The sequence below is a fragment of the Arthrobacter sp. SAFR-044 genome, assembly GCF_059414985.1.
The window spans coordinates 50,811-68,791 of record NZ_JBPFDN010000017.1 but is presented as its reverse complement, the minus strand read 5'-3'; the positions used below and the strand labels follow the sequence as shown (position 1 = coordinate 68,791).

General features: G+C 66.9%; 16 protein-coding genes and 2 pseudogenes. 3 read left to right on the top strand and 15 right to left on the bottom strand.

Annotated elements, in window-relative coordinates:
- A pseudogene (locus tag ACR65J_RS19625) lies at positions 1–491 on the bottom strand (hypothetical protein); the annotation flags it as partial.
- Between the two features lie 272 nt (positions 492–763).
- Between ACR65J_RS19625 and ACR65J_RS19620 the strand changes: the two are divergent.
- Entirely contained in the window at positions 764–1,297 is a 534-nt protein-coding gene (locus ACR65J_RS19620) for a MarR family winged helix-turn-helix transcriptional regulator (protein WP_440172211.1), read from the top strand.
- A 32-nt stretch (positions 1,298–1,329) separates the two neighbouring features.
- Here the strand turns inward: ACR65J_RS19620 and ACR65J_RS19615 are convergent, their stop codons facing one another.
- From ACR65J_RS19615 to ACR65J_RS19580, 8 genes and pseudogenes are all read right to left on the bottom strand, one after another.
- Positions 1,330–2,466, bottom strand: coding sequence for a baeRF2 domain-containing protein (locus tag ACR65J_RS19615; protein ID WP_440172209.1), 1,137 nt, complete (start codon positions 2,464–2,466; stop codon positions 1,330–1,332).
- Between the two features lie 152 nt (positions 2,467–2,618).
- On the bottom strand, positions 2,619–2,960 hold the full coding sequence (locus ACR65J_RS19610) for a hypothetical protein (RefSeq protein WP_440172206.1): 342 nt from the start codon (positions 2,958–2,960) through the stop codon (positions 2,619–2,621).
- A 23-nt stretch (positions 2,961–2,983) separates the two neighbouring features.
- On the bottom strand, positions 2,984–4,234 hold the full coding sequence (locus ACR65J_RS19605) for a D-arabinono-1,4-lactone oxidase (RefSeq protein ID WP_440172204.1): 1,251 nt from the start codon (positions 4,232–4,234) through the stop codon (positions 2,984–2,986).
- 160 nt (positions 4,235–4,394) lie between these two features.
- A pseudogene (locus ACR65J_RS19600) lies at positions 4,395–6,168 on the bottom strand (amidase).
- A complete protein-coding gene (locus ACR65J_RS19595; protein WP_440172201.1) occupies positions 6,165–7,265 on the bottom strand; it encodes an agmatine deiminase family protein in 1,101 nt (366 codons plus the stop codon). Before ACR65J_RS19595 ends, ACR65J_RS19600 begins: the two are co-directional and overlap by 4 nt.
- Before the next feature lie 42 nt (positions 7,266–7,307).
- Positions 7,308–8,024, bottom strand: a complete 717-nt coding sequence (locus ACR65J_RS19590; protein WP_440172200.1) for an alpha/beta fold hydrolase — start codon at positions 8,022–8,024, stop codon at positions 7,308–7,310.
- 44 nt (positions 8,025–8,068) lie between these two features.
- The gene (rsgA, locus tag ACR65J_RS19585) at positions 8,069–9,229 is read right to left on the bottom strand and encodes a ribosome small subunit-dependent GTPase A (protein WP_440172197.1); all 1,161 of its coding nucleotides are present in this window, start codon (positions 9,227–9,229) and stop codon (positions 8,069–8,071) included.
- A 251-nt stretch (positions 9,230–9,480) separates the two neighbouring features.
- Positions 9,481–10,026 (bottom strand): CGNR zinc finger domain-containing protein, encoded by a 546-nt coding sequence (locus ACR65J_RS19580; RefSeq protein ID WP_440172195.1) that lies wholly within the window; start codon positions 10,024–10,026, stop codon positions 9,481–9,483.
- An 89-nt stretch (positions 10,027–10,115) separates the two neighbouring features.
- On the opposite strand from ACR65J_RS19580, the gene ACR65J_RS19575 reads away from it, so the two are divergent.
- Entirely contained in the window at positions 10,116–11,381 is a 1,266-nt protein-coding gene (locus tag ACR65J_RS19575) for an MFS transporter (RefSeq protein WP_440172192.1), read from the top strand.
- Positions 11,382–11,400: 19 nt separating this feature from the next.
- On the opposite strand, the gene ACR65J_RS19570 is transcribed toward ACR65J_RS19575, so the two are convergent.
- Positions 11,401–11,637 (bottom strand): zinc-ribbon domain-containing protein, encoded by a 237-nt coding sequence (locus tag ACR65J_RS19570; RefSeq protein ID WP_440172190.1) that lies wholly within the window; start codon positions 11,635–11,637, stop codon positions 11,401–11,403.
- Between the two features lie 146 nt (positions 11,638–11,783).
- Between ACR65J_RS19570 and ACR65J_RS19565 the strand changes: the two genes are divergently transcribed.
- On the top strand, positions 11,784–12,935 hold the full coding sequence (locus ACR65J_RS19565) for a GGDEF domain-containing protein (protein WP_440172218.1): 1,152 nt from the start codon (positions 11,784–11,786) through the stop codon (positions 12,933–12,935).
- A gap of 32 nt (positions 12,936–12,967) precedes the next feature.
- Here ACR65J_RS19565 and ACR65J_RS19560 read toward each other — a convergent pair whose 3' ends face one another.
- The 5 genes from ACR65J_RS19560 to ACR65J_RS19540 are packed head-to-tail and all read right to left on the bottom strand — an operon-like array spanning position 12,968 to position 17,980.
- The gene (locus ACR65J_RS19560; RefSeq protein WP_440172189.1) at positions 12,968–14,083 is read right to left on the bottom strand and encodes a Gfo/Idh/MocA family protein; all 1,116 of its coding nucleotides are present in this window, start codon (positions 14,081–14,083) and stop codon (positions 12,968–12,970) included.
- Entirely contained in the window at positions 14,068–14,766 is a 699-nt protein-coding gene (locus ACR65J_RS19555) for a ThuA domain-containing protein (protein WP_440172187.1), read from the bottom strand. The genes ACR65J_RS19560 and ACR65J_RS19555 overlap by 16 nt, the downstream gene beginning before the upstream one ends.
- Before the next feature lie 49 nt (positions 14,767–14,815).
- Positions 14,816–15,820 (bottom strand): sugar phosphate isomerase/epimerase family protein, encoded by a 1,005-nt coding sequence (locus ACR65J_RS19550; protein WP_440172185.1) that lies wholly within the window; start codon positions 15,818–15,820, stop codon positions 14,816–14,818.
- A gap of 33 nt (positions 15,821–15,853) precedes the next feature.
- Positions 15,854–17,044: a Gfo/Idh/MocA family protein gene (locus ACR65J_RS19545; protein ID WP_440172183.1), complete on the bottom strand. Its 1,191-nt coding sequence runs from the start codon at positions 17,042–17,044 to the stop codon at positions 15,854–15,856.
- Positions 17,045–17,074: 30 nt separating this feature from the next.
- A complete protein-coding gene (locus tag ACR65J_RS19540) occupies positions 17,075–17,980 on the bottom strand; it encodes a carbohydrate ABC transporter permease (RefSeq protein ID WP_440172181.1) in 906 nt (301 codons plus the stop codon).
- Between the last annotated feature and the right edge of the window lies 1 nt (position 17,981).

Here is a 17,981-nt window from a genome sequence, read left to right as displayed (position 1 = left end):
GCGAACCGCTGGACCTCGTTCAGGAGGTCACCGGGCTCGCGGTTTTCCAACCAGGACGCCATCGAGGACGTGCGCTCTGCCGCCTGCCGGACCAAGTCGCTGGCCATGCCCTGCTGGTCCGGGGCGCTGGCCATGCTGTGCAGCTGGCTGGAGATCGTGCGGATGCCTTCCGCGGCCTTCTGCTGCTGGGTGCCTGCCTGGCTGGTAAGGCCGGACTTCGCCTGGTGCAGCAGGTCCTGCGCATTGGCCTTCGCCTCATGCGCCACGTTCGCGGCCTCTTCCTTCGCAGTCTGGGCCACTCCCTGGGCTGCAGATGCGGCCTCACCGGCAACGTTGGAGGCCTCCTCCTTTGCTGCCTGCGTCTTGGAGGTGTCACCCGAAGTGGTTGGGTAGGAGGCCTGCTGGGGAGCTACCTCCGTTGCACCATAAGGATCGGCGAGGACCGGATCGCTGGTGGTGTGCGGGGTCTGGGGCCATTGGTTCTCTGTCATCTTCGCTCTCTTTCAGAAAGGGTTAGCTGGCGATCAAGAACCAGCAATGCTGGCAACTTAGTAAGCAAGGTTACTAATTAGATACTAAGCACACTTCCCATTTGGATTGCAAGGGGTAGTGCTGCGGTTTCGAAGTTCCGGTGCGGAGGATAGGCTTGAACGGCGGGCGAATAGTAAGCCTACTTGCGAATATGTTGCTAAGCATGCTTATTGTAGTGGTGTAGCGACGCAGGGTGACCAGCACTTAGCCACCTACAGGAAGGCCGCGGCCGATGACCAGCAATCTCGATCCGGACGCCCGGAGCAGCTACCGCCTTATCACTTTGGCGGCACGGCTGATCCAGAGGCGACAGGACGATGCACTGGCCCCCCTTGGCCTCACCCGTGCCGCCGTTATTGCACTGGAAGGCCTGACGGGGGGCCCACTGAACCAGGAACAACTTGCCGACGCGATCAGGGTCCAAAGCCAGACGCTGGGCCGGGTCCTTACCCGGCTCGAGGGCACCGGACTTATCACCAGGACCCGCCACGCCTCGGACCGCCGCCAGCTGAAAGTGGAGCTGACGGACGCCGGTGTTGCCGCCGTCGAAGCGGCGCGCCAAGCGGAGGTCAACGCCTATCCGGACGATCCCGACATCGGGTGGAAGGAACTCCGGGAGGAACTCACCAAGTTTGTCCGTGCCGTCCCACTCAGCCGCGATAGTGGCGTGGTTCCGTTTGCTCCGCCGGAACACCGGGCGGGGCACCGGCCCCAGGCCGGACGGGCGGCCGGCATCCGGGGTTGGGAACAGCCGCACCAGAACTGAAAAGGATCAAGAAGCTGCAGGGGCGCTACGGCTTACGACGACGGGACGTCCGGTCCCGAGGACCAGCGCAGCAATGCTGCGGCAGGCACGCCCTCCGGCAGGACCGGTCCCGGAACCAGGAGGACCCGGGCGTCGGTGAGGGCAGCTGCCCGAAGCAGCGCCGCAGGGGCCGGCACTTCTCCCAGGATTCCTGCGGCCAGCGCTTCATCTTTGGCTGTGGCGATCCAAGGCTCAGCATCCAGGGCCAGCAGGGTCCGTCCGGACAAGACGGCGTCATCAAGGATCAGGAGCTCCACCTGCGCCTGCTGGAGTGCATGCACAACCGCTCCGATGCCATGGGCTGCCTCCGGATTGGCCTGGCCCTCCTGGACGGCCAGCCTGTCCATGACAGCCTTCTGCTCCTCCGCCCACAGCTCGGCAACGTGGCGGTTTACCTGGTCCTCCAGGTTGGCGCTGTCAGCGCCGGCGGTATGGGTGTGTGAATCCACTTCCGACACTAATGTCCTGCTGGCCTCGGAAAGATTGTCCTTGACCAGGCCACGGGCGCGGACGTCACCGGCGAGAACGATCAGCCGGGCCCCGCTGGAGCTGGCCACCCTGTCTATCTCGCCCGCCACTTCGTCGGCATTCCGGCGCCAGACGTCCTCGGTGTGGTGCTGGAACCGCAGCTCCGACCAGCCTCCGCCGTGGAACTTGTGCACGTGCTCGGACTCGCCCTCCACTTCCTGCACGCCGGCGGGCACCCCTGACCCGGCCCGGTACAACCGGATTTCGCCATGTTCCCGGCTTACTTCCGCCACGACATAGGCAAGGTCTTCCGGCCGGTGCTTGACCAGCGGCAGCAGGTCAGGGACAGGCTCCACGGCCAGCCGCTCGGGCAGGACAAGACCGCCCGGAAGCACCTCATTGACTTCAGTTTTCCCGGCATGGACCAGGGCGAACCGTGCCACGGGGGACGGTACTCCGGCTGCCGGCTTGAGGGCTTGTTCCATTGCCTCGATATCAGCGGGGGTTGCCCCTTTTGCTTCGAGTTGGGCCCGTGTATTTCCGGGCCTGACGTCGCCGGCTTCGAGCGTGTCCACTGTCCCGGTTCCCGCGTTCACGTACGCCGTGCACCAAGGACCGGGGGTGCGGTATAGATCGGCATATATCTGCAGGCTTGTGGTCACTTTTCCTCCTCCGCAACGAGTGGGGCTGAGGTGGTTTTGCCGCGTTCCGCCATGGCGATCTCCTTCGCGCGTGACCCACAGGCTTACTGGTTCGTCACTTCAAGGTAGCAGCGGGCATCCGCGTGCTGAAGGGCCTTCCGGCCCCTTGCCGCTCAGGCCCGGCAGGCGTCCTGCAGGGCCCGGACGGAGTCTGCCGGCACCTGGTCCCCGGCATCCGCAAGCTGCCCCAACGGCGTCGTGATCTCCGCGGGGACCCCTGCCGTCCGTGCAGCCGAGACCAAACCTGCCAACGCCTTGCGGTCCTCAACGCTGACCAGTCCGTCCTGGACTACTGCGCAGACTTGCCGGTTGACTTCCTGGGCGGCGGTCGAGGCAGCCTTGGAGGCGGCGTCGCTGGCCGCGTTTCCCGCAGCGTCCCCCACGGCGCCGCACCCCGTCAGCAGCAGGGCGGCGGCAAGGACAGTGGCGGGAACGACGGCGGGACGAAAAGTCATGCCTCCAGCGTACCGGCGGCCTCCTACCGCCGCGCCGGGACGCCGAGGATGCTGTCCAGCAGGGGATTCCGGAACTTGTCCTCGGGATCATGGCTTGCAGCAAAGGCACGGAAGTCGGCGAAGCGCGGGTAGAGCGCTTCCCAGTCGTAGCCGTCCGCGGTGAACAGCTTGCCCCAGTGCGGCCTTGCACCAAAGGGCCGCAGGGCTTCCTCCAGGACCGGAAGGAAGCCCTCCACCTCGGGCTGCAGCGGCTTCCACGTGAAGTGCAGCGCAACGCTCTGCTGCCGGAAGAAGGGGCTGAGCCAGAACTCGTCCGCTGCGCCGGTGCGGATCTCCGAGACAAACAGCAGCGGTGCGAGATCGTCGGCCAGCGCGCGGACTGCCTGGAGGGCGGCGGGGGCGTGCTCCAGGGGAAGGATGAACTCGCTCTGGAGTTCGTCTCCGTTGCTCGGGGTGAACTCATGCCGGAAGTGCGGGAGCCGGTCCAGCCACAGGCCCGGTTCGTCCAACTGCGCCGTGCAGTTTTCCGCGGACATGTCCGGCAAGGGATGTCGGGGATGCAGCGCGGCGGTTGCCCCGAACAGGCTTGGAAGCGCCTCCTCCTCGTCGAGGGCCTTGAGCCAGACCTGGTTGATCCTGTCGCCGGCGTAGTCCGTAAACAGGCTCACGCTGTAGGCGCTGGACACGATGGTGGAGAAATCGGCCAGGGCGTTGTCCCACGGCAGGTCCTCGAGAACCCGCTGGCGCATCCTGAAGCTGGGCCGTACCGCCAGTTCCAGGCCAGTGACAATGCCCAGGGCCCCGATGCCCACCACGCTTGCCAGGAACTCGTCACCGTCCGCCCTGGTCAGCGTGACCTGCTCGCCGGAGGCCCGGACCAGGTCGATGGATTCCACGGCGCCGGCGAGGGAAGGGTTGTTCACGCCCGAGCCATGCGTGCCGGTCTGCACCGCCCCTGCCACCGAGATATGCGGCAGCGAGGCAAGGTTGTGGATGGCAACGCCGGACTCCTCAAGGGTCCGGCACAGCGCCCCGTAACTCACCCCGCCGCTGACGCGGACCGTTCCCCGGCCGCGATCCAGCACCACCTGCTGCGGCAGGGCATCGAGGAGGACGTGGACGCCGTCGGTGTCTCCTACCCGGTTGAACGAGTGCCGGGAACCCAGTGCCTTTACCCGCGGCGAAGCGGCCACGATGGAGGCCAGTTCCGCTGCGGATTCCGGCCGCCTGACATCCGCGGAGGAGTATTCGAGGTTTCCTGCCCAGTTCTTCATCGAGTGGCTTTCGCTTGGGGTCGGTTTCCTCCCACTGTCAGCGCTAACAAACGACGCTGTCAAGGCGCTTCCGCTGGGTGGGCGGGGAGGCCCTGCGGTCGTGAACCACCCGCCTCCCGGACGCGAGGGGCGGCCGGGAGGCGGGCGGGCGTTAAGGCGGTTAGCCAGGAGTTCCTTCGCTGCCGGCGGGCGTGGTGCGCGGCGGCGGGACGCGCCGGGTCCCGGTGGCTTCAAACGCCGCAGCAAGCCGGAGCAGTTCCGTGTCACCGTAGGCCTTGCCGGCGATGGTGAGGCCCACGGGCATCGCGATGTCCGCCGCGATGCCCATGGGAACAGTGACGGTGGGAATGCCAAGGTGCCGGGGGACCAGGTTTCCGTTGGCCACCCACAACGTTGCGCCAGGCGATGTCAGCCGAGGCGGTGTTGGTGTCCGCGTCCGCCGGGCCAACATCGGCAGCCGCCGGGAACACCACGGCATCCAGGCCCAGACCGTCCATCCACTCCTCCAGGTCCACGCGGCGGGTTTCCTCGAGCCCCTTCAACCCGTCGCTGAGGTGTGGAATCTCTGCCAGCAGCGGTGCTCCGTGCTCCCGGATCCATGCTGGATACTCTGCGATGTCGTCATCGAACCCGTCATAGCGGTCCGGCAGCGCGCCGTCCGGGGCGGGGAAGATGGCGGCTCCATCGACGTCGGCCAGTCGGTTCAGCTGCGGGTCGCCGTTGGCACCCAGGAAGTCATTCCACGCCCAGGCGGAGAGGTCCACGATTTCCCGGCGCAGGTACTCCGGGGACACCAGGCCGCGGGTGGCGAGGGTGGGGGCGCCGGGCCGGTCCCCTTCGTAGTTGGAGACCACGGGGAAGTCCACTTCCACCACGTCGGCCCCTGCGGCTTCCAGGTCGCGGCGGGCCGCGTTCCACAGTTCAATGATGGAGCCACGGGTTTGAATCCGTTGCCCTGTGGGTCCCCCGATGCCCGGTGCTTGGGCAGTGCCGGCCTGCGGATCAGCGTTGATGTACATCCGCGGCACGCCAAGCCGTTTGCCCGCAAGTACGCCTGCCGCCGCGGCTGCGTCCGGAACGGCGAGACCTACGTACGACGGCGGGCGGACAGCCGATGCCATGGGCACCGGAATCCAGGGCTGGACACGCCAGAAGTCGCCGCGTGGCTCGGCGTCATCGGCCACGACGACGTCCAGGACCTCCAGCAGGTCCGCCATGGTGCGGGCGTGCGGAACCACTACATCCATGGTGGGAACCAGGGGCCAGTTGCCGCGCACGGAGATGACGCCGCGGGAGGGCGTGTAGGCGCAGAGGGCATTGTTCGACGCCGGCGCCCGGCCTGAGGACCACGTCTCCTCGGCGAGTCCGAAGGCTGCGAAGCTGGCGGCCGTTGCGGTGCCGGAGCCGTTGGAGGAACCGGAAGCATAGGCCGCAGTAAGGAAGTCCGCGTTGTACGGGCTCTCCGCACGGCCGTATGCCCCGCGCTGCATACCTCCGTTGGCCATGGGCGGCATGTTGGTCAGTCCGATCAGGACTGCGCCCCCGGCCCGCAGCCGTTCGATGGTGAAGGCGTCCCGCTGCGCCACGAGGTCCTTGAACGCCGGTGAGCCGGCAGCGACGGTGAGGCCTTTGACCTGGTAGCTGTCCTTTGCTGTGTAGGGGATGCCGTCCAGGGGGCTGAGCGTGGACCCGGCAGCACGGCGGCGGTCCGAGTCCTGCGCCTCGGCGATGGCCTCGGGGTTCATCACCACGAGGGAATTCAGGCATATTCCTGACGAGTCATACTTCTGGATACGCTGCAGATAGGAACGGACCAGCTCCTCGCTGGTAGCCTCTCCGGACTCCAGCGCGGCGCGGAGCTGGCTGATGCCGGCCTCCACTACGTCGAACACCTCCGCAGCGGCCGGTTGATGAGTAGCCTGCGCGAGCTTCATGCTGCACCGCCTTTGAGCAGGGCCGGCTGCTGCTGGGTGATGCAGTGGATGCCTCCGCCGAAGGCGAAGATATCCCGGGCGTCCACCAGTTCCACGGTTCGTCCGGGGTAGGCGCGTTCCAGTATGCCTGCGGCGATGCTGTCGTTGGGATCGTTGAAGCTGCACAGCACCACCACCCCGTTGGCCACGTAGTGGTTGATGTAGGACCAGTCCACCCAGCCCTCGTCGTCCCTGAGCGTGGTGGGGGCCGGAACGTCGATGATGCGCAGCGGCTGGCCCTGGGCGTCCAGCTGCCCGGCGAGGACCGTCTTCAGCTGCAGGTAGACGGCATGGTCGGGGTGGGCGGGGTCATCCTGGCGATGGAGCAGGATGGTGCCGGGGCCGGCGAAGGCGGCCACAATGTCCACGTGGCCACGGGTGCCAAACTCGTCGTAGTCGCGGGTGAGGCCCCGCGGGAGCCAGATGGCCTTGGTGGTGCCCAGGGCTGCATGGACTTCTGCCTCGACGGACTCCTTGGTGGCGCCGGGGTTTCGGCCCGGATCGAGCTGCACCGTTTCGGTCAGCAGTACCGTGCCTTCACCGTCCACATGGAATCCGCCGCCCTCGTTCACCAAGGAGCTTCGCCTGACTGGCACGTTGGTGCCGGCCGCCACGCTCCGGGCCACGTCCTGGTCCTTAGCCCAGGCAGCCCAAGTCTGAGCGCCCCAACCGTTGAAGATCCAATCGACGGCGGCGAGTGAACCGTCCGGCTGGTGAACGAAGGTAGGACCGCTGTCCCGCAGCCAGGCGTCGTCCAGCGGAACCTCCAGGACGTCGATGCCCTGGCCGAGCCATTCCCGCGCGGCGGTGGCATCGCGCGGATCGGCGATGACCGTGACGGGCTCGTACCTTGCGATGGTCCGGGCCACCGTGGTCCAGGCGGTCCGCGCCCGGTCCAGGGTGCAGCTTCCCACCGGCCCGAAGGTGTCGTTTGGCGGCGGGAAGGCCATCCAGGTCCGCTGGTGGGTGCCCCACTCTGCGGGCATGCGGGCTGCGGTACCGGTGGAGGCGTGGTTAGGGGCGGCGCTGCCACCGACTGTCGAATAAATGAATGCCATTCATTTATTATGGGGACCATTGCGGCAGCACGCAAGGGTTTTTCAAAGCTGGTCCGTATTGGTCCGGTCAACGGCGGCCAGGATGGCCCGTGCCAGTTGGTCGGGCTTGGTGAACTGCGGCCAGTGCCCCGTGGGCAGGTCGATGTACTCCACGTCGCGGACCCTGGCCAGTTCTGCGACGAACGGGTGCCCGGCTGCGATCCACTCGCGGATCATGGCGGACGGGAACTGGCAGGCGATCACGGTGGCGGGTACGCCGTAGCGCCGTTCGTCATGCAACTGCTGCTTGCCATACGCCACGCCGCGGGGCTCCGGCACAGCCCGTTCCCGGAATGCCTGGCGAAGCCCGTCATCGAGGTCCACCAGGTCGGCGTCGTCGAAATCTTCCCAGGGCGGCAATGGCACCTCGTCGCCCACGGCCGGCAGTTCGTCATTGATGGCACCGCCTTCAGCGAGCGGGCCGCTGTCCACGTAGATGGCACGCTCCACCTTCTCCGGACGGGCATCCACGGCGCCGTGGATGATGGCACCGCCCCCGGAATGGCCCACCAGGACCACCTTGCCGGGCAGGCCATCCAGGACCTGCACCACCGCGTCAATGTGGTCCTGCAGGTTGATGCCCGCCCTGGCGGCGTCCACGGACTCCTTGCCGGGGAGGGTGAGGGGGTGAAGGCGATGCCCTGCCGCTTCGAGGGCAGGCGTCACCCCTTCCCAGGATGAGGCGTCCAACCAGAAACCGGGAACCAGGATGATGTCCATGACCGAACCCTACTCCCCGCCCTGACACGGGAATACGGCCTGTCCTACCGTTTCCGCTTCCGGTCCTTCCCCGAGGGCCGGCCTTCGCGTTCGTAGGCCTCGCGCTCCGCCCAGCGCTGCGACTTTCCCGCGGAGACCACCTTCTGGTGCCACTCGCGGTGGTACGCGCGCTGGGCTGCGACGTCAGAGCGGCGTGCCAGCGCAGCCAGCTCCCGCTGCATCTTCAGGTAGGAGTTCCAGCGGCGCTCTGTCAGGACACCACTGTCGATCGCCTCCCGGACCGCGCAGCCCGGTTCGCTGCCGTGGGCGCAGTCCGCGAACCGGCAGCCCGCAGCCAGTTCCTCCACGTCGCCGAACATTCCGCCCAGGCCCTCGCCGGCGTCGAACAGCCCGAAACCCCGGACTCCGGGCGTATCCATCAGCACCGTACCGTTGGACAGCGGAACCAGTTCGCGGGCGGTGGTGGTGTGCTTGCCCTTGAAGTCCCCGGACCGCACCGCCCCGGTCTGCTGGACCTCGCGGCCCACCAGCGCATTGATCAAGGTGGATTTGCCTGCGCCGGACGGACCGAGCAGGACGATCGTCCCGCCCGATGGAATGCGGGACATCAGCTCGTCGATCCCATCGCCGTTCTCAGCCGACGTGGTGACCACCTCCACGCCGGCCGCCTGCAGGATGACTTTCCCCACGACGTCGTCCGCCACCTGCGCAAGGTCCGCCTTGGTGACGATCACCAGCGGGGTGGCACCGGAGTCCCACGCCGCGACGAGGGTGCGTTCCAGGCGGTTGTGCGTGAGCGGCCGGTCCACAGGCACGACGACGCCCACGGTATCCATGTTCGCGGCCAGGACCTGCTCTTCGGAGGAGTCCTCGAACGCGCGCTTGCGGCTGAGCTCGGAGCGGCGCGGGAGTATTGCCAGGATCTGGCGGTCTCCCGCCCGGTTGGGACCGATCCAGACCCAGTCCCCGGTGACGGCCGGCTGGCCGGACAGGGGATACGGCAGGTGGAGCAGTCCTTCGCCGACGGCAACCAGCAGCAGGGTGCGGTCCACACGGACAACCCTTCCGGGTTCCGTGGCGTCTGGGCAGGGGTGCTGCTCGAAGTGGCGGGCGACGGCGGGGGTGTAGCCGTAGGTGCCGAGGCCGCCGGTTGGCTGGGTGGTGCTTGAGGTGTTGTCCAGGGGGTTGCCTGAAGAAAGGTGCACGATAGTTTCCTTGCGGGTTCCCCGGTGCAGGAACGCTGTTACGGAAAGCTGCCGTCAGCAAGCGAGCGTGCAACCGGGAGGGATGGTTGATGTGGTGGGTGCGGGGCGCTCAGGGCGCGCGGCAACTGCAGTCATCAAAACCACCTCCAATCCCTCGTGCTGGCTCCCGTTTCCCTGCCGGGGGACGGCGGGGTGGAACCGCGTCCAACTTTAGCCGCCTCCGCCGTCGGGGGCCAGGGCTACGCTGCCCGCTAGAGGCGGCCCGCGGGGTGCCCGCGTCCGCGGCCGCGGTATCGCATCACGGCATCGGCGTTGCCGCACCGTGCCGAGCAGTAGGCGCGGCGTCCGCCGCGGCTGGTGTCGGCGAAAACCCTGGGGCAGCCGTCCCTGGCGCAGGTACCCAGCCGCCCTCCCGCTGCCTCCGTGATGAAGAGGGCCAGGCCACCTGCGGTGAGGGCACGCACGCGCTCCACCAGGCTGTCGCTGGTCTCAGCAAAGTGGAGGTGCGGACCCAGTCCGTCGTGGACCGTGAGGAAAACCCGCTTGACCCCCTGTTCCAGCAACGCGTTCACTGTGCCGCAACGCCCCTCCTCGCTGTCCAATGCAAAGACAGTGCGCAGGCGTATTGTCCACTCGCGCAGGAGCGCTTCCTCCTTTGCGCCCACCTGCGGATTGTGGAACAGGTGGCCAGCCAGGAGGTCTCCCAGGGCGCGTTCCTCCCAGCCTCCGCCGTCGAGCATGTTGACCAGTGCTTCCGCCACCCGGACGCCGGACATGTTGTCATGGTTGAACTGCATAAACTCATGACACCACACTGGGCATGACGGCGCCCTGCCCCGGTAGGCCCCGCCGCACTCTCCGTTTTCCTGACCCAGGAGCCACACCCTTGACCACCACCGCCGCCACCACCCGGTCCCTCCAGTCCCGCATGCGCAGGACGCTGGTGTGCGCGCAAATCTTTTCCGGCCTGGGCAACGGCTCCACGCTGGCCCTGGGTTCCATCCTCGCCGTGGATTTGTCAGGGTCCGAGGCCTGGGCAGGCTCGGTCAACACGTCCCTGACGCTGGGGACGGCAGTGACCGCCATTCCGCTGGCGCAGTTGGCCCTTTCCCGCGGCCGCCGCTTCGCTCTCGCTTCAGGACTTGCTGCGGCGATTGCGGGCACCGCGCTGATGGTGGGCGCCGTGATCACGGGATTCTTCCTCCTGCTGCTCGCCGGTGCCTTCCTGGTCGGCGTGGCCTCGGCAGTGAACCTCCAGGCCCGTTTTGCGGTCACGGACCTGGCTGAACCTGCGCACCGCGGGCGGGACCTTTCCCTGGTGGTGTGGGCCATCACCATCGGGGCAGTAGCCGGACCCAACATGGTGGGACCCGGCGCGGTGGTGGCGGGCTGGCTGGGGATTCCGGCCGCGGCCGGCCCGTTCCTCATCTCGGCAGCCGGCATGGTCGTCGGCGCCTCGATTGTGTGGCTCTTCCTCCGGCCCGACCCGCTGCTGGCCCGCCGCGCCATGGATGGCCCCGATGCCGGTGACAGTGTACGCAGCCGGGGCGCCCTGCAAGCCGGGTGGCGGATCGTGCGGGAGAACCGCACCACGCGCGGGGCCGTGGTGGCGGTGGTGGCCGCACACGCGGTGATGGTGGCAGTGATGTCCATGACCCCGCTGCACATGCAGCACCAGGCCGGGGCGGCAGCGGGCCACCCGGACACCATCGCGCTGATAGGCCTGACCATTTCCCTGCACATCGCCGGGATGTACGCCCTGTCACCGCTGGTGGGGTGGCTTACGGACAGGATGGGACCCGCGAGGATGGTGCTGGCGGCCCTGGCGATCCTCATGGCCGCGGTGGCGATCACGGGACTGGCAGCCGATTATCCGGCGGCCGTCACCACCGGCCTGGTCCTGCTGGGCCTGGGCTGGTCTGCCGCCACCGTGGCGGGGTCCACCCTGCTGGTCGCCGCCCTGGCGCCTTCCCAGCGGATCCCGGCCCAGGGTTTTTCGGACGCCGCCATGTCACTGGCGGCCGCGCTGGGCAGCGCGGCCGCAGGGCCGGTCATGGGCATGACCGGGTATTCCGGAATCAGTACCGCTGCAGCCGTCCTGGTGGCAGCGGCGGCCGTTGCCCTGCTGCGGCTTCCGGAACTGCGCCGCTGAATTCCGGACCTGCGGGCCCCTACGGCCGGAACTCCAGCGCGCGCTTCTGGCGTCCGGTAATGGAGGAGACGTAGCCGCAGTTGGTGCAGGTGATCCGGTACTTCCGGGACACGGTGAGCACCGGGATGAAGAACAGTGTGAACTTTGTGGCCTGCTCCTCAAGGAGGTGGTGGATGAAGGCGCCGCAGTGCGGGCAGGTTGCCGTCCGTCCCGGCAGGGCCTTGTGTACGGTCTTGAACCCAAAGAGGAGGAGCATGGCAGCCTTTCGTGGTCCGGTGGTAACCACCACCCTAGGCGAGTTTGGAAGGTCCCAATCAGGGGTACGGGGGCTTCTGCGATGTCTGGGTGAAATGCAATACTTGCGTGAGCAGCAACCGCCGCGTATGGGGGGACTTCTGGCACATGGTTCTGGACACGGCAACACTGCGCATCGCGTTTGGCCTGATGGCCTTGGTTCTGGTGTTCCTGTTCTATTTTTCCGCTTACCGGGTGACGCGCTCGCCGTACAGTGCCTGGTGGTGCGGAGCCCTGCTGTTCTTCCTGTCCGGAACAGGCTGTTTCCTCCTGGACGGCACGCCCCACCAGGTGTGGGCCAACCCGGTGGGGAACACCCTGTTGGTCCACGGCGGGGTCGCCGTGTGGGCAGGAGCCCGCTCGCTTCGGACGGTGCGGCCGCCCAGGTGGGCCTTCACCGGTATTCCGCTGGTCACCCTGGTGGCCTCCCTGCTTGACCATCCGGCCACCAATACCTGGTCCGGCGGTCCCGTGTTCCTCGCTGCGATGAGCTTGACGATTGGGCTGGCGGCCCGCGAGCTTTGGCGCCTTGAGCCGGGCTACTCGCGGGTGCGCATCCCCATGGCGGTGGCTGCGGGAGGGCTGTCCGTCTTTTATTTCTTCCGCTGGCTGGCATTCCTGGTGGAGGGCCAGCACGGCGCCGTGTTTGTGACCGCCTTCGGATCGGCGCTCACCACCCTGGTGACCATGGTGTTGCTGGTGGTGGTGTCCTTCAGTATGGCGGCGTTGAGCAGCGAACAGCAGACCCGCGCCCTGCGTGTGGTGGCCACCCGGGACGACCTCACCGGGCTTTTGAACCGCAAGGCTTTCATGGACCTGGCTGCCGAGCAGCTGGCCGACCGGAGCATTACGGGCGGCTCCGGAGCCTTGATCCTTGCCGACCTTGACCACTTCAAGGCGGTCAACGATACCCACGGCCATGCCGCCGGCGACCTGGCGCTGCAGGCCTTCGCCGAAACCTGCGTTGCGACCGTGCGCTCCACCGACCTGATCGGAAGGTACGGCGGGGAAGAGTTCGTCATCCTGGTTCCCGGGGCAAGCGCCGAACGGGCGGAAACTATCGCGCAGGAAATCAGCCAGCGCCTCACCGGCGCGAAAACGCCGGACGGGATGGAGATGCCCACCGCGAGTTACGGGATTTCCACGTACGGCGGCGGAACTTCCGATGTGGATGATCTCATCGCCTCGGCGGATGCCGCCCTGTACAGGGCCAAGTCCCTGGGCAGGAACCGCGCCGCCCGCAGCGACGGGCTGCACTAGCCCTACTGCTTCGGCGGCGCGGTTCCGTATCGCTACTTGGACTGGAGTGCCTCCGCTTGCTCAGCCAGGACCGTCAGCTCCACGCTGTCAGGCCGCTCGACAGTGCTTTGGATGGCCACTGCCGTGCCCCGGCGGGCGGACTCCAGCACGGACTCCATGACTTCCAGGGCGTGGTAGGCCAAGGCGCCGCCCGCCCGGGGCTCCTTTCCCTGCGGCGTGGCGGCCAGGTCCGCGATGCCGAACCCGCGGCCGGAATCAACGTAGCCGGCGGACACGGGCAGGGTTTCCCAGTCCTCGGCGCCCAGGGAGAACAGCTGGACGTCGCCGTCGAAGTGGTTGGGGTCCGGCACCACCAGGGATCCGCGCTCGCCGTGGATCTCGATGTTCGGCGACTTGGACTTCACGGCGTCAAAGCTCATGAAGAGCGTGGACAGTGCCCCGGAAGCGTGGACCAGGACCCCGGTGACGTGGGAATCGATGTTTACAGGTACCTTTTCCCCCTGGCGCGGCCCCGATCCGATGGTCCGCTCATTCCGGGTGTGGCTGGCGGCACCCATTACCGACACTACGGGGCCGAGCAGCGTCACGAGTGCGGTGACGTAGTAGGGGCCCATGTCCAGGAGGGGGCCCCCGCCGGGCTGGTAGTAGAAGTCCGGGTTGGGGTGCCAGCGCTCGTGGCCCGGCGTCACCATGGTGGCAGACGCCGAGATGGGTGCGCCGATCAGGCCGTCGTCGATGGCTTTGCGGGCGGTCTGGATCCCGGTGCCCAGCACAGTGTCAGGGGCACAGCCGACGACGACGCCTGCCTGGCGTGCCGCGTCCAGCACCTTGCGTGCCTCTTCAGTCGTGGCGGCGAGCGGCTTTTCGCCGTAGACGCTCTTTCCGGCGGCGATCGCCTTCAGCGCCACGTCCGCGTGCGCCGCGGGGATGGTCAGGTTCAGGACCAGGTCCACGTCGTCTGCGGCGAGCAGTTCCTCCACGGAGAGGGCGCGGACGCCGTCGTAGTCGTCTGCCACTGCCTGGGCGCGTGCCGGGTCAAGGTCCGCCACGGCCACCAGCTGGATCTGGTCCAGCCGCCGGAAGTTGGTGAGGTACTGCGCGATGATGGCTCCGCAGCCAACGATTCCTACTTTCAACGGCTTGCCCACAGCAGGCCCCTTTCGATGATGGTGCGTACGTTCCGGTCCTGGAGGATTTCCACGCGATGGCCCGGGGTGGACACGAAGATCCGTCCCTTGCCCCACTGGCGGGTCCAGATGGCAGGGGAGGTCACTTCGCGGTTCCAGGGGTCCCACTCGCGGACTTTCTGCGTGGTGGTGGCCAGGACGTCGATGTAGTCGTCTGCGAGGACCCAGTACTGCTCGGTGACGAGGTCGAAGTCCTTGATGCCTTTGGTAATGGGGTGCTCGGCGGCGGCGGGCAGCATGTTGACGGTGTAGGGCACGTAGTTGTCCGACTGTTCGCCGATGCATTCGTCCGGGTGCTTGCCGGGGTGGCAGGCGAACTGGCCGCCGATCAGGTGCAGGTAGTCGGAGGTGTTCCGGTACGAGTCAGCGATGCCGCCGTGCCAGCCGGCCAGGCCGGTGCCGTTCTCCACGGCTGCCCGCAGTCCGGCGAACTCGTTCTTTTCGATGGTGGTCATGGTCATGCACTGCATGATCAGGTCCACCCCTGCCATGTATTCGGCGTCGGCGTAGACCTTGGGGGATTCCTCCACGCGGACGTCGTAGCCGTTGTCCCTGAGGTAGGGAATGAAGAGTTCGGTGGCCTCGTAGGGCTGGTGGCCGTCCCAGCCGCCGCGGACCACCAGCGCATTCTTGCGTTCTGTCATTGAAGTGTTCCTTTGTTTGGCTGCCGGCTTGTGCCGGCAATGCGTAGGGTCAGTGGCTGGCGAAGGCAGCATCGAAGGCTGCCGCCGGCGGGGCGATCCGGGCCAGTTCCTGGACCATGGCCAGCGCCTGCGGGGCGCCGATCAGCCGGTCCATTCCGGCGTCCTCCCACTCGATGCTGGTGGGGCCGTCGTAGCCGATGGCGTTCAAGGTGCGGAAGATCCGGTTCCACTGCACGTCCCCATGCCCTGCGGTGACGAAATCCCAGCCGCGCCGGGGGTCGGCCCAGGCAAGGTGCGACCCCAGGCGGCCGTTGCGGCCGTCGAGCTGGCGGATGGACTCCTTGACGTGGACGTGGAAGATCTTGTCCGCGAAGTCCTGCAGGAACATCACGGGGTCCAGGTCCTGCCAGATGAAGTGGGAGGGATCGAAGTTCAGGCCGAAGCCCTCCCGGTGTCCGATGGCTTCGAGGGTCCGCTTGGCAGTCCAGTAGTCGTAGGCGATTTCGGACGGGTGGACCTCCAGGGCGAAGCGGACACCTACCTCGTCGAAGACGTCCAGAATGGGGTTCCAGCGGTCGGCGAAGTCCTGGTAGCCGGCGTCGATCATGGCCTGGGAGGCGGGCGGGAACATGGCCACCGCCTTCCAGATGGAGGAGCCGGTGAACCCCGTCACGGTCTTCACGCCGAGGCGTGCGGCCGCCCGGGCGGTGTCCTTCATGGCTTCCGCTGCCCGGCGGCGTACTCCTTCCGGCTCACCGTCGCCCCAGGTCTCGGCGGACAGGATGCCCTGGTGGCGCTCGTCGATCGGGTCGTCGCACACGGCCTGGCCGGTCAGGTGGTTGGCGATGGCGAACACCTTGAGGTTGTTTTTCTCCAGGATGTCCAGCCGGCCCTGCAGGTAGTTGTCGTCCTCGGCCGCCCGGCGGGGGTCCAGGTGGTCGCCCCAGCAGGCGATCTCCAGCCCGTCAAAGCCCCACTCGCCGGCAAGCCGCGCCACTTCCTCAAAGGGCAGGTCGGCCCACTGGCCGGTAAACAGCGTGATTGGTCGTGTCATGTGTGTTCCTAGATTGATCGAAGCCGTAGGTGCTCAGACTTTTTGCCACTGGCTGGAGTTCGCGGCGCTTGACTCCACGGCAGCCAGGACCCGCTGCACCTGCAGGGCATCCGCGAAGGACGGTTCCGGTTGGCGGCCTTCGCCGATGGCCGTGACGAGGTCCACCACCTGGTGGGTGAAGCCGTGCTCGTACCCCAGGCCGTGACCGGTGGGCCACCAGTTCCCCACGTACGGGTGCTCGGGCTCAGTCACGAAGATCCGGCGGAAGCCGGCGTCGGGGGATTCCGCCGCATTGTAGAAGGACAGGACGTTCATGTCCTCAAAATCGAAGGCCAGCGAACCCCTGGTGCCGTTGACCTCCAGCCGCATGGCGTTCTTCCTGCCCAGCGCGTAGCGCGTGGCTTCAAAGACGCCGATGGCACCTGCTGAAGTGCCGCCGTCGAACTTTGCGCTGAAGATGGCCGCATCATCAACGGTGACTGTCCCGCGCGGGGCGTCACTGCTGAGGTCGCCGTGGCCGCCGAGGCCTACCAGGTCACCGGCCAGCGGGCGTTCCGGGACAAAGGTTTCGAGCAGTGCCGATACCCCGCTGATGTTCAGGCCCGTGACCCACTGCGCGGCGTCGATGCTGTGTGCTCCGATGTCACCCAGTGAGCCTGAGCCGGACTTGCTCTTGTCCAGCCGCCAGGTCATGGGGGCGTTGGCGTCGGTGAGCCAGTCCTGCAGGTATTGGGCGCGGATGTGGCGGATGTCGCCCAGCCGGCCTTGTTCCACGAACCGCTTGGCCAGGGCCAGTGCGGGTGTGCGCCGGTAGCTGAAGCCGCACATCGAGTAGACGCCGTTTTTCGCGGCCGTCTCCGCGGCGAGCGTCATCCGTTCGGCTTCCTCCACGGAGTTGGCCAGCGGCTTTTCGCATAGTACGTGCTTGCCGGCCTCAAGGGCGGCGATGGCGATCTCGGCATGGGTGTTGCCGGGCGTACAGATGTCGATGAGGTCGATATCGTCCCGCTCAATCAGGCGCCGCCAGTCGGTCTCGACGGATTCCCAGCCGAGCTTGTCCGCCGCGGCGCGGACGCCGTCGGCATTCCTGCCTGCCACCGCGGTGAGCTGTGGCTGCAGGGGAAGGTCGAAAAACCGGGGTGCAGTGCGCCAGGCGTGGGAGTGGGCGGCGCCCATGAAGGCGTAGCCCACCATGCCGACCCGCAGGGATTTCGGGGTGGTCATGTTGATAGTCCTTTCTGGAAATCCCGGGCGTTACTTGCTGAAGCCGGCGGTCAGGCCTGCGAGCAGCTGGCGGCGGCCGATGACGTACAGCACCAGGATGGGCAGGGTGCTGAGCACCACGGAGGCAAGAACGGCGGGGATGTTGACGCTGAACTCGCCCTGGAAGGTCCACAGGCCCAGAGGCAGAACACGCAGGCCGGGGCTCTGGGTGAGGACCAGCGGAAGCAGGAACCCGTTCCAGACGTGCAGGCCGTTGTAAATGGCAACCGTCACGATGGCCGGCCGGGTCAGGGGCAGGGCCAGCCGCCACATGGTCTGCCATTCGCTGCAGCCGTCCAGCCGCATGGATTCGAACAGTTCGTTCGGAACGTCGCGGATGAAGTTTGACAGGATCAGCACCGTCAGCGGGATGGCAAAGGCGATGGACGGCAGCATCAGCGCCAGCAGGCTGTCATACAGGTTGAGCCGGATGATCATCAGGTAGATGGGAATGATCGTGGCCTGCAGCGGAATGGCCAGCCCCATGAGGAACACGCCGTTGACCAGCTTGAGGAACCTGCCGCTGCCACGGACTATGGCGAAGGAGGCCATGAAGGAAACCAGCACCGTGGGGATCACGGAACCGAGCGTGACGATGGCGCTGTTCATGAAGTACGTTGCGAAATCCGCCTCGAGGACCATCTGGTAGTTCTCCAGCGTGGGCGAGGCAGGCAGGGCCAGGGGATTCTGGCCAAAGTAACCTGCCTGCGTCTTCAGGCTGGTGATCACCACGTAATAGACCGGCAGGATGATGATGGCGAGCCAGATCCACCCGCCAAGGCCGCCGGGAATATTCAGCCGCTTCAGCCGTGAACCGAGCCCCCTCGTGGCGGCCGGTGGGCCGCCAATGGTTCCGGTCCGGGCCTCCTGCGTATTGCTCTTCAGGACGGTACTCACC

What these genes read in the sequence shown, in the direction of transcription:
- ACR65J_RS19620 (WP_440172211.1), top strand. Translation starts at nt 764, where the DNA reads ATGACCAGCAATCTCGATCCGGACGCCCGGAGCAGCTACCGCCTTATC.
- ACR65J_RS19590 (WP_440172200.1), bottom strand. Translation starts at nt 8,024, where the DNA reads ATGGACATCATCCTGGTTCCCGGTTTCTGGTTGGACGCCTCATCCTGG.
- ACR65J_RS19545 (WP_440172183.1), bottom strand. Translation starts at nt 17,044, where the DNA reads ATGACCACCCCGAAATCCCTGCGGGTCGGCATGGTGGGCTACGCCTTC.
- ACR65J_RS19605 (WP_440172204.1), bottom strand. Translation starts at nt 4,234, where the DNA reads ATGAAGAACTGGGCAGGAAACCTCGAATACTCCTCCGCGGATGTCAGG.
- ACR65J_RS19565 (WP_440172218.1), top strand. Translation starts at nt 11,784, where the DNA reads ATGGTTCTGGACACGGCAACACTGCGCATCGCGTTTGGCCTGATGGCC.
- ACR65J_RS19580 (WP_440172195.1), bottom strand. Translation starts at nt 10,026, where the DNA reads ATGCAGTTCAACCATGACAACATGTCCGGCGTCCGGGTGGCGGAAGCA.
- ACR65J_RS19595 (WP_440172201.1), bottom strand. Translation starts at nt 7,265, where the DNA reads ATGGCATTCATTTATTCGACAGTCGGTGGCAGCGCCGCCCCTAACCAC.
- ACR65J_RS19610 (WP_440172206.1), bottom strand. Translation starts at nt 2,960, where the DNA reads ATGACTTTTCGTCCCGCCGTCGTTCCCGCCACTGTCCTTGCCGCCGCC.
- ACR65J_RS19570 (WP_440172190.1), bottom strand. Translation starts at nt 11,637, where the DNA reads ATGCTCCTCCTCTTTGGGTTCAAGACCGTACACAAGGCCCTGCCGGGA.
- ACR65J_RS19550 (WP_440172185.1), bottom strand. Translation starts at nt 15,820, where the DNA reads ATGACACGACCAATCACGCTGTTTACCGGCCAGTGGGCCGACCTGCCC.
- ACR65J_RS19555 (WP_440172187.1), bottom strand. Translation starts at nt 14,766, where the DNA reads ATGACAGAACGCAAGAATGCGCTGGTGGTCCGCGGCGGCTGGGACGGC.